Raw genomic sequence first — 14503 nt, 5'->3', positions numbered from 1 at the left:
TCGCTTTCCTCCTATTTACACAATATATTTCCCGCGATTTATAATAACTTTCGCAATGTCTCTCTTTTTCGTAAATAAGTTTGAGTATAAAGGCACTAATAATTGACGGATTTCAGCTAGTATTTCTTGTCTATTTTGTTCTTCTGTGACAGCTGCTGAAAGAATGGAAATCGCAGCTTCTTCTACTTTACGATATCCTTCTTCACAAATAACACCTGTTATCATTTGCTTCGTACGCTCTTTTTCCTCACCATTTTTACTAACTGCTTTCCTCGTACGTAAAAATGCTGATTCCATGACATACACGTCCGTCAACATATTTGATAATACGCGTGAATATTCTTGCTCTTGCTCAATTTTTAAACCTGGAGTTTTAGAGAGCGTTTTCAAAGATTGTTTCAACAATTTTTTCGCTAATAAAATGTAACGATGGTTTCTTTCTACATTTGCCACATCAATTTCTACTTCAGCATCTTCTATTTGCTCGATTTGCTTCATTAACATTTTTGCAACTGTTAATCTATTAATTTCATTCGTTCCTTCAAAAATACGACTAATCCTAGCATCACGATATAATCGTTCTACTTCGTATTCTTGCATATAACCGTAACCACCATGAATTTGTACAGCTTCATCTACGATATAAGCAAGTGTTTCAGAAGCGTTTACTTTATTCAGTGCACATTCAATTGCAAATTGGGACATTTTTTTCATAAGATCTTCATCACTCTCATGAATTGCTTCATCAATTACACCCGCTGTACGGTAAGCTGCACTTTCTGCTCCATATGTAGAAATAATCATATTGGCAATTTTCTCTTGAATCATCGTAAAATCTACTAATTCCGTTTGGAACTGTTTTCGCTCTTTTCCATATTGAACTGATAAACCGATTGCTTGTTTTGCTGTTCCAATATTTCCAAAAGCAAGTTTTAGTCTAGCGAAGTTAAGAATATTAAGAGCTACGTGATGCCCTTTCCCAACTTCCCCTAAAATATTTTCAGCGGGGATGACAACATCTTCTAAAATAAGCGTCGCTGTTGAAGAACCTTTAATCCCCATCTTCTTTTCTTCTAATCCTATTGATACACCTTCACATGTTCTTTCGACAATAAACGCTGTCATTCCTTTATTTGTCTTCGCAAAAACAACGTATACATCTGCCATATGAGCATTTGTAATCCACTGCTTCTCACCATTCAACTCCCAAGCAGTACCATCTTCATTCAATACTGCACTCGTTTTTGCACTTAATGCATCAGAACCAGCATTTGGCTCAGTTAAAGCATAAGCCCCAATCCATTCTCCCGATGCGATTTTCGGTAAATATTTTTCTTTCTGTTCTTTCGTTCCATAATATATGTAAGGCAATGTACCTACACCGGCGTGTATATTAAAAGAAACGCTAAATGCACCAGCGTAACCCATTTTTTCTGCTACAAGACCTGAGACAGCCTTTCCTAACTCGAATCCGCCATAATCTTCTGGTACCTCAATGCCTAATAATCCAAGTTCCCCAGCTTTCTCAAATAATTGACGAGAAACTTTATAGTTATGTTGTTCAATGTTCTCAATTTGTGGAACAATTTCTTGTTTAACGAATTGTTCTGTCGTTTTTGCAATTAAATCTTCATCCCCTGAAAAATCTTCTGGTGTAAAGAAAGTATTATTCACATCTTTATTGAGTGAAAAAAATTCATCCCATGGTAACTTCGTTTTCTCCATCTGAATCCCCCTATCATTTCGGCCTTCGTTGATCTTTGCATATGCTCGTCTACGATGAGTGGAATATCTTATTATTGAAAACAGAAGGCGATGATTTTTCACATCAAGCAGTTCGTTTTGCCAAAGATGTATTTTCATCGCCTAAATCCTTCTACCTATTGATCTTCAGATAATACTGTTTTTGCAATTCCAGTATCTAACTCTTCAAAGTCATGATATGAAATTGTTTCATATAATTCACTTCTCGTTTGCATATTAGAAAGTGCATCTTTTTGAGAACCTGTTTCCTTAATTAGCGTAAACACATTCTCATATGCTTTTGCAGCAACACGAAGTGAAGTTACAGGATAAATTACCATTTGGAAGCCCATATTCGCAAATTCCTCTGCACTATAATATGGTGTTTTTCCGAACTCAGTCATATTTGCTAGTAAAGGTGCATTCACTTTGCTAGTAAATAAACGGAATTCTTCTTCCGATTGAAGCGCTTCTGGGAATATTGCATCTGCCCCTGCTTTTACATATGCATTCGCTCTTTCAATCGCTGCATCTAATCCTTCCACGCCGCGAGCATCTGTGCGTGCTACAATATATAAACTTGGCGCAACTTCTTTAATCGCTTTAATTTTTTGAACTAATTCTTCTGTAGTAACAAGTTTCTTACCATTTAAATGTCCACATTTCTTTGGTAATTGTTGATCTTCAATCTGAACAGCCGCAACTTTCGCTTCCACCATTTCTACAGCTGTCCTCGCTACGTTTAGTACTCCACCAAATCCTGTATCAATATCAACAAGAACTGGTAAATCTGTAGCTCTAACTAGATCCCTTGCTCTCTCTGCTACTTCAGTAGACGTCACGATTCCTAAATCTGGTAGTCCTTTACTTGCAGTGTAAGCAGCTCCTGATAAATATAGAGCTGAAAAACCTGTATTTTTCGCAACAAGAGCCGCCATTGCATCATGAGCACCTGGAATTTGCAAAATTTCATTTGCTTCTACTAAAGCTCGGAAGCGATTCGCAAGCTCCTCTTGTGTTGACTGTTTATTCACAACCCAAGCCATTCTAAATTCCCCCTATTATTAAATTAAGAATAGATCTACAAATTCGTTTACATTCATATTTTCTAGTTTTTCTTCATTTAGACAAGCTTCATGGATTTTTTCTTGTTGCTTACTAGAATAATGACCTGCCATATTTGCAGTGAATTTCCGAACAACCTTTGGAATTGCTTCGTCTCTACGGAAACGGTGGCCAAGTGGGTATTCACATTCCACATTTTCTGTTACAGTACCATCTTTAAAATGAACTTGAACAGCGTTGGCGATTGAGCGCTTGTTCGGGTCAAGGTAATCTAAACTGTACTGTTTGTTTTCAACAACAACCATCTTATTACGTAATTCATCTACACGTGGATCATTCGCTACTACATCCTCATAATCATCCGCAACGATATCTCCTTTTAATAAACCTATTGCCGTAATGTATTGTAAGCAATGATCGCGATCAGCTGGGTTATTTAATGGACCTTCTTTATCGATAATACGAATTGCTGACTCATGAGTTGTAATTGTAATACGATCAATTTCATCTAATCTTTCTTTAAGTTCCGGATGTAATTTCACTGCACATTCTGCAGCTGTTTGTGCATGGAATTCTGCTGGGAATGACACTTTGAATAATACATTTTCCATTACATAAGATTCTAGCGGTCTTGCTAATTTTAATTCTTGCTTGTTAAATAACACATCTTGGAATCCCCATCCTGGTGCAGATAATGCCGTTGGGTAACCCATTTCACCTTTTAATGCAGTCATTGCAAGATGAACACCGCGGCTCGTCGCATCACCTGCTGCCCATGATTTACGTGAACCTGTATTTGGAGCATGACGATATGTACGAAGACTAGAATTATCAATCCAAGCATGTGATAATGCATTAAAGATTTCCTCACGCGTTCCGCCAAGCATTTTTGCAACTACTGCAGTCGTCGCTACTTTTACGTATAATACGTGATCAAGACCAACACGGTTTAAACTGTTTTCTAAAGCAAGTACACCTTGAATTTCATGTGCTTTAATCATCATTTCTAGTACTTCACGTACTTTTAATGGTTCTTTTCCTTCTGAAATACGAACGCGGCTAATATAATCTGCAACTGCTAAAATTCCGCCTAAGTTATCAGATGGATGTCCCCACTCTGCTGCAAGCCAAGTATCGTTATAGTCTAACCAACGGATCATACATCCGATATTAAATGCGCCTTTTACTGGATCTAGCACATAAGATGTTCCTGGTACACGTGTACCATTTGGCACGATTGTTCCTGGTACAACTGGTCCTAATAATTTTGTACACTCTGGGTATTGTAGTGCTAAAATTCCACATCCAAGTGTATCAAGTAATACGTAGCGAGCCGTACTGAATGCCTCTGCACTTGTAACCTCTTTATTTAATACATAGTCCGTAATTTCTTCTAATAATGCATCTTTTTGTTTAATTTCATTTGTTTTAATCATGCTATTCTTCCCTTTCTGTCGAAAATTCGTTATTATTAATGATGGGTGTCGGTCAAACACCCATCTGGCGGGCGGCGCTAACAACTCCCCAGTTGTTTTTATTTACTAAATGCATGTCGCTCGCCAATATAATTTACACGTGGACGGAACAAACGATTGTTCGCATGTTGCTCAATTACGTGTGCACATAGCCCTACTGTTCTAGAACTAAAGAAGATTGGTGTGTAAAGTTGAATTGGAATACCAAGCATCCAATATACTGGAGCAGCATAATAATCAAGATTCGGATAAATTCCTTTTTCCTTCTCCATAATTTTTTCTCCAGCTTCACACATTTCATATAGTGTATAATCGCCTTTCACATCACATAACTGCTTTAATGCTTCCTTCATCATAAGTGCTCTTGGATCCATCTTTTTCATATAAACACGGTGTCCAAAGCCCATAATTTTTTCTTTGTTATATAGTTTCTTCTGTAATAACTCTTCAAATTTCTCAACATTACCAGCTTCTAAAAGCATGTACATAACCGCTTCATTCGCACCGCCATGAAGACTTCCTTTTAAGGATGCAACTGCTCCTGTTAAAGCGCCGTATAAGTCGGATTGCGTTGATGCAATAACGCGTGCTGTAAATGTAGAGTTTGGCATTTCATGTTCACTATATAAAACAAGGGAACGATCAAAGATTTTCTCTTCAAGTTCAGTTGGTTTCTTTCCAGTTAACATATAGAAGAAATTCGCACTATATGACAATTCTTGAAGAGGCTCAATTGGTTCCTCATTATTTAAAATATGGTAGCTATTCGCTACAATATTTGGCACTTTACTTAAAAGCTTGTATCCTCGACTTTTATTCACTTCTAACGAGCGGTTTTCGATATCACTATCGTAACCAGCTAATGCAGACACACCTGTACGTAGCCCATCCATAGGATGCGTTTCCTTAGGCAATGCCTTTAGAACATTGAATACACCTTCTGGCACTGCATATTCTTCTTTTAATTTCTTTTCAATTGTTGCTTTCTCATCCTCATTCGGTAAACGTTCTTCTAATAAAAGGTGCACAATGTCTAAATACTCTTTTGTTTTTGAGAGTTCGATTAAATCATACCCTTGAATTACAATTTCACCTTTTACTGTGTCAAGAAACGAAATTTTCGTTTCCGCTGCTACTACACCATCTAATCCCGGGGAAAATTTTTCTTCAGCTTTCATCATTATTTCCTCCAATCCTAATAGATCTTCGTGCACATAACTGTAAGCCTTTACAATAATATGAAACTACATTTCTATTTCAATGTATCAGAGTTTTTGGAAGATTTCAATTTATTTTATAATGATAAGTTTCCTATACTTTTACCGATGTAATAATACAATTTTTCAAAAATAACTTTCACCTTTTATAAAGAAAGGACAGACATCCTTTTACAATTTTTTAAAACGAAATATAACAATTATCCATATAATCCCACTAAATATACCTTTAATCCCTTTTTCTTCAACAAACATAAAAAACCGAGCTGCACTCATGCACAGCTCGGTTTTTTATAATATTTATTTCATACTCCCATAAATATAATTCTTATATAAAATTTATTTATTTTTAATAAAATTATTATTTTACATAATTAAATTAAATTTCTTCCGTTTCTTTACGATAGCTTACAACTAATTCATAGTTTTGAAAGTACGAAAGATCATCAAAATCTATAAAAATAAACTACCATCTTTCTCAACTAACACTATTTCCCGAACTAATTTCTCAGAAACAATCCCTAAAGAATATCCGGGCTGAATTGAGCTATTTCCTCCGTACCTTACAATACATCAAATAGATTCATCATGCTTTATACGCAAAATCTTTTTTGCCTAATCGTTGTTTTACAAAAATGACAAATATAATTAAAGCTATTAATCCTGAAATTGCACTACCTGCGAATAAAATACGGTAACCAAACATTTGTGAAACAACTCCAAGTAAAATCGCACCTAATCCAATCCCTAAATCAAAAGCGGTAAAGAATGAAGCGTTAGCAACTCCTCTTTTACTAGGATCAACAATTGTCAGCATCGCTGCTTGTAAAGCGGGCTGTGCTGAACCGAATCCAACACCATATAATGCCGCTGCAATCATTACACCTATCAAACCATTTGAAATCGTTAGTACAACTATCGCTAAAATAGTAATACATAGTGCCGGAAGTATGATAAAAACTTCTCCATACTTATCTAATAGTTTTCCTGAAATAGGTCGTACAATTGTTAAAGCAATTGCATATACAAGAAAGAATGTCCCAGGATTCACATCAATTGATGACGCGAATAACGGTAAAAATGTTGTTATTCCTCCATATGCAAATGATAAAAAGAAAACAACAACCGTTATTGATAAAACGGATTTTTCAAACAGCTGAATTTTCCCTTTTTCTTTTTGTGGCGTGAATGGCATTTTCGTTATTAACGATAATACGACTGCCATAAAGGATAAAAGAGTTGCTAACAAGAATAGACCATGAAATGAATAATTTTGTACAACCCATAATCCAATCATCGGGCCAATTGCCATCGCGATTGTCATCGCCATGCCATACCAGCCCATCCCTTCACCACGACGTGAATCTGGAATAATATCAGTTATCGCTGTTCCAACTGCTGTTGTAGAAACAGCCCACGTCACTCCGTGAATAACGCGTAAAACAGCTAAAAGGGCAATAGTCGATGCTAAATTATACGAATACATCGTTATCCCAAAAAATATGAGTCCGAAAATAATAAAAGATCTTCTACCATATTGATCTAACATACCTCCAATAATCGGTCGTATTACAACTGCCGCTATTGTAAACATTCCCATCATCAGTCCAACTTGCGATTCATTTCCACCAATCTCTTTAATAAAGAGCGGGAGCGTTGGAACAAGTAAATAAAACCCCGTAAATAAAAATAACATCGCGATAGTCATTTGTATAAATGATTTCGTCCATAATCGTTCCATTAAAATCCCTCCATAAACACGTAAAATATACAATCAACACATCAATTGTATATTTTTCATGTTCCCTTGCCCTCCGCTAATAGACGTATCTTTTCATAATAAATGGTCTACCATCAATTTAAGTTGGTCTTACGACTTTATGCCTATGTTTTAAGCAAAAAACCTATATATGTACCTTTATATGTTTTAGAAGAATATACTATTTTATTATTAAACTTAGGAGTGATCGTTTTCATGTGGGTATCACCAAGAATAACCGCCGTTGTCCCATCAGCTCCCTCAATACATGTTCCTGTCGTTCATACAGCTAGTTCTGATGTTGGTATCGAACTTCCTGCCGCTTGGCAACAATATCAATCGACTGACCAAGTCACCCCTTCATTTTGGCATCATGGTACACACCCGAGTAGTACTACTTTTTATGGCCCTAGTTATCCAATACCGCCAACTCAAATTTTTTATCATTTCCCATCAATTTACTTTCAAAATTTCTATGGTACTTTTAATATTTAAAAATAATATTACTCTTTATAATACAAAAAGCACCAAAGAAACCGTTTTTTCCGGTACCTTCGGTGCTTTTAAAATGCATTATTTATTGTCCATTATTGGAAGGAGCCTCTCCTGTGTTCCCGCCAGTAGTTGGTGGGGTTGGAGTTTCTTGGCCACCTCCAGTGGTTGGTGGATTTGGAGTTCCTTGACCACCTCCAGTGGTTGGTGGATTTGGAGTTCCTTGGCCACCTCCAGTGGTTGGCGGATTTGGAGTTCCTTGACCACCTCCAGTGGTTGGTGGATTTGGAGTTCCTTGGCCACCTCCAGTGGTTGGTGGATTTGGAGTTCCTTGGTCACCTCCATTAGTTGGTGGATTTGGAGTTCCTTGACCATTTCCATTGTTTTGTTCATTTTGCTTATTCTGTTCATCTTGTTTCTTTTGCTCTTCTTGCTTCTTTTGCTCTTCTTGCTTCTTTTGCTCTTCTTGCTTCTTAAGTTCATCTTGTTTCTTTTGCTCTTCTTGTTTCTTAAGTTCTTCCTGTTTCTTTAATTCCTCTTGATTTTTCTCTTCTTCAGTTTTTTGCTGTTGATCTTGTTTTGGTTGTTCCGTTGTATCCGGTACGCTAGTATTTGGAGATGAATCACGTTTTTCACCTTTTATACGCAATTCACTACCTTCTTGAATAACACTACTTGGCATTTTAAAGCGTGATTTATCTGTAGCCATCTCGCTCATCATTTCTTTAAAGATCAACTGTGCAATTTTCGTATTTTTACTACTAATATACTCGTCTTTACCATCTTTCGTATATCCAGTCCATACTGCCATCGTATATTGCGGTGTATATCCTGCAAACCAACTATCACGAGTTGCACTTTCTGGAATTCCATATTGTGCTAGTTGTTTTGAAGAATAGTTAGTTGTACCTGTTTTACCAGCTACATCTAAAGAGGCCACATTTGCCGATGTACCAGTACCTGATGTAACTACAGAACGAAGCATATCAGTAATCATATATGCTGTAGAATCCGCCATAACTGATTTTGGTTTTTGTCCAAAACTTTGTGACTTGCCGTCTGGATAAACTACTTTCTTAACAAAATGCGGCTTCGTATACTTACCGTCATTCCCAAATGCCGCATAAGCACCTGCAATTTCAGTTGGTGACGCTTCATTTGTACCGATCGCTGTTGATTCTGTCGGTGCTACATTAAATGTAATACCTAATTTCTCAGAGAACTCTTTCGATTTACTAATACCTACCTCTTTAGCTGTTTTAATAGCTGGGATATTACGTGACTTTGTTAGTGCTTCACGCATTGAGATTGGCCCTAAATGACTTCTATCTGCATTTCTAACTTCTTGGCCAGTTGAATACTTAAATGGAGAGTCATCAATTTGATGATAAGTAGCCCATTTTAAATATTCAATTGCAGGAGCGTAATCAAAAATTGGTTTCATCGTTGAACCAGCTGCACGATCTAATTCAATCGCCATATTATGCCCTTTAAATACTGCTTTATTTTCACCGCGCCCACTACCTATAGCGCGAACTTCTCCAGTTTTCGTATCCATAAATGTGAAAGCACCTTGGAATTTATCATTTGGATAATTAATAATATTTGTATTCAAAATATTATCAGCTAATTTCTGTGCTTTTGGATCCAATGTTGTATAAATTTCTAAACCATCAGATCCAATATTAACATCTGGTATTTCCTTTTCTACTTCTTTAACTACTGCATCCATAAATGCAGTATATGGCATCGCTTGTAGTTCAGCTGCACTCTTAATATTTTTATCCACTGGTACTTTCGATGCTTCTTCCATTTCTGCCTTTGTAATATAACCATGTCTATTCATTAAGTTTAGTACAGTATTTCTTCTTTCTGTTGCCCTTTGAACATTTTCTTTTTTCGTTGGGTCATAGTTATTCGGTGCTTTTGGTAAGCCAGCTAGCATCGCAACTTCTGGTAATGTTAAATCTTTCAATTCTTTACCGTAGTAGTTTTGTGCTGCTGTTGCGATTCCATATGAACGGTTTCCTAAATTAATTTTATTTAAATACATCTCTAATATTTCATGTTTTGAATATTGTTGTTCTAGCTTATACGCTAAATATATTTCCTGAACTTTACGTTTTGACGTTTTTTCCATCGATAAGAAGTAGTTTTTAATAACTTGCTGCGTTATCGTACTACCACCTTGAGAGCCATAATCTCCCTTAAGACTAACTAAAACTGCACGAGCAGTACCTTTAAAATCTACTCCGCTATGCTCATAAAAACGCGAATCTTCTGTTGCTAAAAATGCATTTTCTACTAATTTTGGGATTTGATCATACGTAACATTCGTCCGCTTTTCTTTCCCATATTCATATACCAAATTCCCGTCTTTATCATAAATTTTTGAGGATAACGGATTAACAAGTTTTGCTTTCTCAAGTTTTGGTGCATCCTTAATCATTACGAAAAAGGTAGCAACCCCTGCCACTAAACCTACAATACCAAGTAGTAAACAACTGATTAAAAATTTACGAAAAAACGATGTTTTACCTTTTGGTTTTGTTTTTTTAGAAGCTGGCTGTTTTTTCTTTTGAACTTGTCGTCGCTCCTCTCGAGAACGATAATTTTCTGACATGTTACTTTCTCCTGCCTTTCAATTCTCCCGTTGATTTACTTGAAAATATTGAGGTCACTTTCCCAAATACATTTAATCAAGAAAGTATATTGACCTGGAGCATTCAATATTTTCCCAATTCACAGATTATACATTTTAGAATACTTCTTATACAAACTATTTTCACTTCTATTTTTTCTAATAATACTGCCCCTTAAAGCATAGAATGTAAGAAGTGAATTTTTAATACCTCGTATAAATAATATACCTTTTTTTCAAATGGTCAATATTTTCTTATTTATAAATCAAAGGTGAAATAAAAATAGCACAACGATATGTACTTCGTGTGAACTTCCTTATAATTACGTACAACAAACATTTAATATATTGCATATAAGTATAATACTCCTTTAATTATTAGGATTTCAACACGACAATCCCCTTCTCTACAAGAAACCATCTAAAATGAAAAATAAGGAGTTGCGTAATGATGAAGCTATCTCCCGTTATTTCAAAAAAATTAGTTGCTGTTGGCTATAATCCTTTTTCTATGATTTTACGTATTCAACTAAAGAATGGTATGTATGATTTCTTTAATGTGCCAGAAAGCATTTACACCGGTTTATTAAACGCACACTCTAAAAGTTATTATCATAATACTTATATTAAAAATTCTTACCGCTATACTAAAATTTAAACTTGATTGGCATACAAAAAAGAAAGGCGAATCAAATCCCCTTTCTTTTTTGTATGTCAATCGCAATTTACCTTCTATTTCTTTTATTAATTTCATCATACGCTTGAACTTGTTTTTTAAGTCGCCTGTCGGCTTTTTTATCATGTACGACAAGAACTGCGTGTATCGCTCCTGGAACCCAAAAAATTAAGGTTAAAATGAAATTAATAATCGCTTGAAACGGCTTTCCGCAAAATAAAACAGCTACCGGCGGAAGTAAAATTGCTAATAAGTACATCATGTCTGAAAAACTCCTTAATGTTTATTTTTCGCTTCTTCCCCATCCATCTCCTACACTATCAAACCTATGGAATCATGTTATTTCTAAAAGCGTATATAAGAACTCATCATTACAAAAATCACATATAATAGTATAACTAAATGAGAAGCCTCTCACTAACGTTAACAAGTTATTTTCACCTGTTCGTTTATATGTATATTCTACGCCTATATGAAAAAGCCTACAAAAACAATTAACACATCCATCTTGTCCTACTTCTAAAATTGAAATACTCCAAACTTCATTGAAATGAGTATTTCATCACCTTTTCTTAGATTCCAATCGTTGTTCCTCTACTATTTCGGTTAATCCAATTGCTGAAATTACAGTACCTATTGCCTGTATCCAAATACCTATTAGCCCTATTATACGTTGATCTTCTTTATCTATATTACTGTCTTCTTTTCCCTTTTCTTCTTTTGGTATATTTTTAATACCTTCATATGCTTGTAATCCCGCACCTAAACTTTGCATTGAATTCCCTAATACGATAATCCACTGTATTCCATTTATCTCATTCAATGCTACTTCTACTCCTAAAAAAGCGCCAATTGATTGCAAACTATTTCCAGTAATTATAAGAAAATCATTTTCTTTCATTTGTTCATTGAGATTAAAATACGTTCCTATTACATTTGAAATATTACCTAAAGCTAATAACTCAATCCCCGTTTTCGCTAGCGCTTTATTTTTATTATCTATAGTTACCTCTTGCTTCTCACATTTATCTTCATCTTTCGCATCATTAGTTGCTATAATTTGTAATATATATCCGAGAGCTTGTAATGAACTCCCTACAATAACGAGATCCGACTCAATCTTTTCTTCCCCTGCAAACCCTCTAGTTGTTCCAATTGCTGCTATAAGATTTCCTCCTACTTGAAACCAGGCACCTGTCAATTCTAAATCGCGTAGGTTCATTTCCCATCACCTATATTTAAATTTTCTAGTACATTCAAAACAAACAAATATCACCTTTAATTCATTATTCTATTTTTCATATGTAATTTTGTGCATCACATAATGTACTAATAATACAAAAGAGCACCTTTCAGGCGCTCTTTTTGACAAGGAGTTTCTCAATGAATGTATGCCGGACATGTCAATGACTCACCGTTTTTATCTATTGATATATTTAATATATAATGAATTGCTTTATGTGACCACATTTCAGGTGTAGGAGATTCTTTTACATATTGAGGTGCACATAAGTGAAGCATTGGAGTGCTAATACTGCCACCTGGATCTAAAGCAACTACTGCCATACCATTTGGCAGTTCCATTGCCATTGACTGCGTGATACCTTCAACAGCAAACTTCGAGGCACAATATGGCGCAAGTTCAGCCTCGCCTTCTCTTCCCCAACTAGAGCTCATGTTAATAATAATTCCTTCTTTCCTAGCTATCATCGCCGGGACGAACGCCCTAATGACATTTACTACCCCGTTCACATTTACACTCATTACACTTTCAAATTCTTGTGCGGTAACTTTCCATAGAGGTGCATTTTGATTAATAATCGATGCATTATTTATTAACATATCGGGAGCCCTATACTTATTAAGAATACGACTTGCCCATTTACTAACTTGGTGATGATTTGAAACATCAATTATTTGAAAATCATGTGAAGCACCGTAATATTTATTAAGTTCTTCAATTTTATTTTTTGAGCGTCCACACCCTGCTATGTTCCACCCCAATTCATGAAACCTATCAACCATTGCACGTCCTAACCCTTGCGTTACTCCAGTAATAATTACAAGTTTCCCAATGTCGTTTCGCTCCAACTTCATCTCCTCCTTTCCATTAATATTACTCTTTTTATTGTTATTCAACTTCTCACTTAAGTATCAATTCATTTCATACTTTAGAAGTATTTTTGATATTACATATTACAAACAAAAAGAGTAACCATCATAGTTACTCTTTTTGTTTGTATCGTTATTATTTTTAAATTGTATCTTCTATTCCCTACATTTCTCACATCGATAAATATAGGTTACACCTTAATGAAAGTATATTTATGTTTACGGTTCGATTTATCCAAATACTTTTCAATCCACTTTTTCAACTTAACAGAGCCCACCTCTATCAATAAATTTCCACCTAGTCTTATAACATACTTTTATTTAAATTCTCAATCTCATTTTGCAACTTTTTAAATTGCTCAAAATGCATTGTTATAGATTGAATACTATTCCTTTCAACATTTTGCTTTACTAATAAAACGCCTGTATCGTGAAAAATTGCTTCAAGTTCTTTCCTTATAGATACTTTCGTAATATATGCGGTTTTAATTGCCGATAAAATTGCTATTTCATTAAACTTTAATTTTATTTCATTAGGACAAAATGCTTTTTCGATCAATGTGACATCATTACTATAAATATAAGCAATAAGTTTACTTGATTCTGCATCTGTTAAATCCACTGTTTTTATAACATTATCCATTACATTTCGCCTCCTTTAATTCCATATATATTAATTATTCGAATTTATTCTTTTTAAAATTCAGCTCTTCATTAATTTTAACATACTTTTTGCTCGATTGATTAAACAAAGCTTCAAACATTTTTCTATTCCGGAATATTTGTCAAATGAACCAATTAGACTATACCTTCATATAGTAATGCAAACAATTACTTATAAAGCAGGTGAAAATTATGCCCTCAGTTGTTGGGAATTTAGTTGTACAAAATAGTAACGGATCTTTCAACTTAGGTGATTTCTACAATGTTTCTCCAAAAGAGAATACGAAAGCTTATAACGGCTCTGGCGCATCTAACGTTGGTTTCGTAGTGAACACTTTTAGTGGGGTTAGCGCGACTAATACATTTGATTCTGATCTAGCAGATCAAAACCAAGTTGGTACGGCCTAACCAGATCTGTAATCATTTTTGTATAACATTTTAAAATTTGTCTATACTATACTCAGGCTGATACACAGCTATCATTGATTTTTTGAGTGCCAATCTTTTTCTCCCTTTCCCTGGGACTAAGCAGCTAGCTTGCAGCTAGCTGCTTTTTCATTTAGTTCTTCACCTCTTCAAAAAATTAGGTTTTAACAGGTAGCCTGACTCACAGCCTAATTTTGAGGTGTGAATCTGCCTGTCCGTAAATAGCTAGATAAA

At 35.2% G+C, this 14503-nt stretch carries 13 protein-coding genes and 1 pseudogene; 3 read left to right on the top strand and 11 right to left on the bottom strand.

The window, feature by feature from the left end; translation table 11 throughout:
* Positions 1 to 15: 15 nt before the first annotated feature.
* The 6 genes and pseudogenes from QCI77_RS11640 to QCI77_RS11615 form a co-directional block, all read right to left on the bottom strand.
* Positions 16 to 1725, bottom strand: coding sequence for an acyl-CoA dehydrogenase family protein (locus QCI77_RS11640; RefSeq protein ID WP_201052060.1), 1710 nt, complete (start codon positions 1723 to 1725; stop codon positions 16 to 18).
* 155 nt (positions 1726 to 1880) lie between these two features.
* The gene (gene prpB, locus QCI77_RS11635; protein ID WP_002031847.1) at positions 1881 to 2789 is read right to left on the bottom strand and encodes a methylisocitrate lyase; all 909 of its coding nucleotides are present in this window, start codon (positions 2787 to 2789) and stop codon (positions 1881 to 1883) included.
* 18 nt (positions 2790 to 2807) lie between these two features.
* Positions 2808 to 4244 (bottom strand): 2-methylcitrate dehydratase, encoded by a 1437-nt coding sequence (prpD, locus tag QCI77_RS11630; RefSeq protein WP_002085755.1) that lies wholly within the window; start codon positions 4242 to 4244, stop codon positions 2808 to 2810.
* Positions 4245 to 4342: 98 nt separating this feature from the next.
* Positions 4343 to 5464 (bottom strand): citrate synthase, encoded by a 1122-nt coding sequence (mmgD, locus tag QCI77_RS11625; RefSeq protein ID WP_002127276.1) that lies wholly within the window; start codon positions 5462 to 5464, stop codon positions 4343 to 4345.
* A 415-nt stretch (positions 5465 to 5879) separates the two neighbouring features.
* A pseudogene (locus tag QCI77_RS11620) lies at positions 5880 to 6106 on the bottom strand (HesB/YadR/YfhF family protein).
* Positions 6087 to 7241: an MFS transporter gene (locus QCI77_RS11615; protein ID WP_002127274.1), complete on the bottom strand. Its 1155-nt coding sequence runs from the start codon at positions 7239 to 7241 to the stop codon at positions 6087 to 6089. Before QCI77_RS11615 ends, QCI77_RS11620 begins: the two are co-directional and overlap by 20 nt.
* 234 nt (positions 7242 to 7475) lie before the next feature.
* Here QCI77_RS11615 and QCI77_RS11610 point away from each other — a divergent pair, with 234 nt between their 5' ends.
* Positions 7476 to 7754 carry a hypothetical protein gene (locus QCI77_RS11610; protein WP_002085760.1) on the top strand — a complete coding sequence of 93 codons (279 nt, stop codon included), beginning with the start codon at positions 7476 to 7478 and terminating at the stop codon, positions 7752 to 7754.
* A gap of 82 nt (positions 7755 to 7836) precedes the next feature.
* On the opposite strand, the gene QCI77_RS11605 is transcribed toward QCI77_RS11610, so the two are convergent.
* Positions 7837 to 10374, bottom strand: a complete 2538-nt coding sequence (locus QCI77_RS11605) for a PBP1A family penicillin-binding protein (protein WP_353824938.1) — start codon at positions 10372 to 10374, stop codon at positions 7837 to 7839.
* Positions 10375 to 10840: 466 nt separating this feature from the next.
* Between QCI77_RS11605 and QCI77_RS11600 the strand changes: the two genes are divergently transcribed.
* Complete coding sequence (locus QCI77_RS11600; RefSeq protein ID WP_002085762.1) at positions 10841 to 11050, top strand: KTSC domain-containing protein; 210 nt, start codon at positions 10841 to 10843, stop codon at positions 11048 to 11050.
* Positions 11051 to 11117: 67 nt separating this feature from the next.
* Here QCI77_RS11600 and QCI77_RS11595 read toward each other — a convergent pair whose 3' ends face one another.
* From QCI77_RS11595 to QCI77_RS11580, 4 genes are all read right to left on the bottom strand, one after another.
* Positions 11118 to 11330 carry a YqaE/Pmp3 family membrane protein gene (locus QCI77_RS11595; protein WP_002085763.1) on the bottom strand — a complete coding sequence of 71 codons (213 nt, stop codon included), beginning with the start codon at positions 11328 to 11330 and terminating at the stop codon, positions 11118 to 11120.
* A 300-nt stretch (positions 11331 to 11630) separates the two neighbouring features.
* Positions 11631 to 12290: a DUF6944 family repetitive protein gene (locus QCI77_RS11590; protein ID WP_002035373.1), complete on the bottom strand. Its 660-nt coding sequence runs from the start codon at positions 12288 to 12290 to the stop codon at positions 11631 to 11633.
* Positions 12291 to 12448: 158 nt separating this feature from the next.
* Positions 12449 to 13159, bottom strand: a complete 711-nt coding sequence (locus tag QCI77_RS11585; protein ID WP_113768904.1) for an SDR family oxidoreductase — start codon at positions 13157 to 13159, stop codon at positions 12449 to 12451.
* A gap of 325 nt (positions 13160 to 13484) precedes the next feature.
* Positions 13485 to 13823 carry a hypothetical protein gene (locus tag QCI77_RS11580; protein WP_002031841.1) on the bottom strand — a complete coding sequence of 113 codons (339 nt, stop codon included), beginning with the start codon at positions 13821 to 13823 and terminating at the stop codon, positions 13485 to 13487.
* A 212-nt stretch (positions 13824 to 14035) separates the two neighbouring features.
* On the opposite strand from QCI77_RS11580, the gene gerPF reads away from it, so the two are divergent.
* Positions 14036 to 14251 (top strand): spore germination protein GerPF, encoded by a 216-nt coding sequence (gerPF, locus tag QCI77_RS11575; RefSeq protein ID WP_001141569.1) that lies wholly within the window; start codon positions 14036 to 14038, stop codon positions 14249 to 14251.
* Positions 14252 to 14503 lie beyond the last annotated feature (252 nt).

It is taken from the genome of Bacillus cereus group sp. MG9, assembly GCF_040459995.1.
In the GTDB taxonomy this organism is placed as follows: domain Bacteria; phylum Bacillota; class Bacilli; order Bacillales; family Bacillaceae_G; genus Bacillus_A; species Bacillus_A mycoides.
The sequence above is the reverse complement of the archived record's forward strand: the minus strand, read 5'-3'. Positions and strand labels throughout refer to the sequence as shown.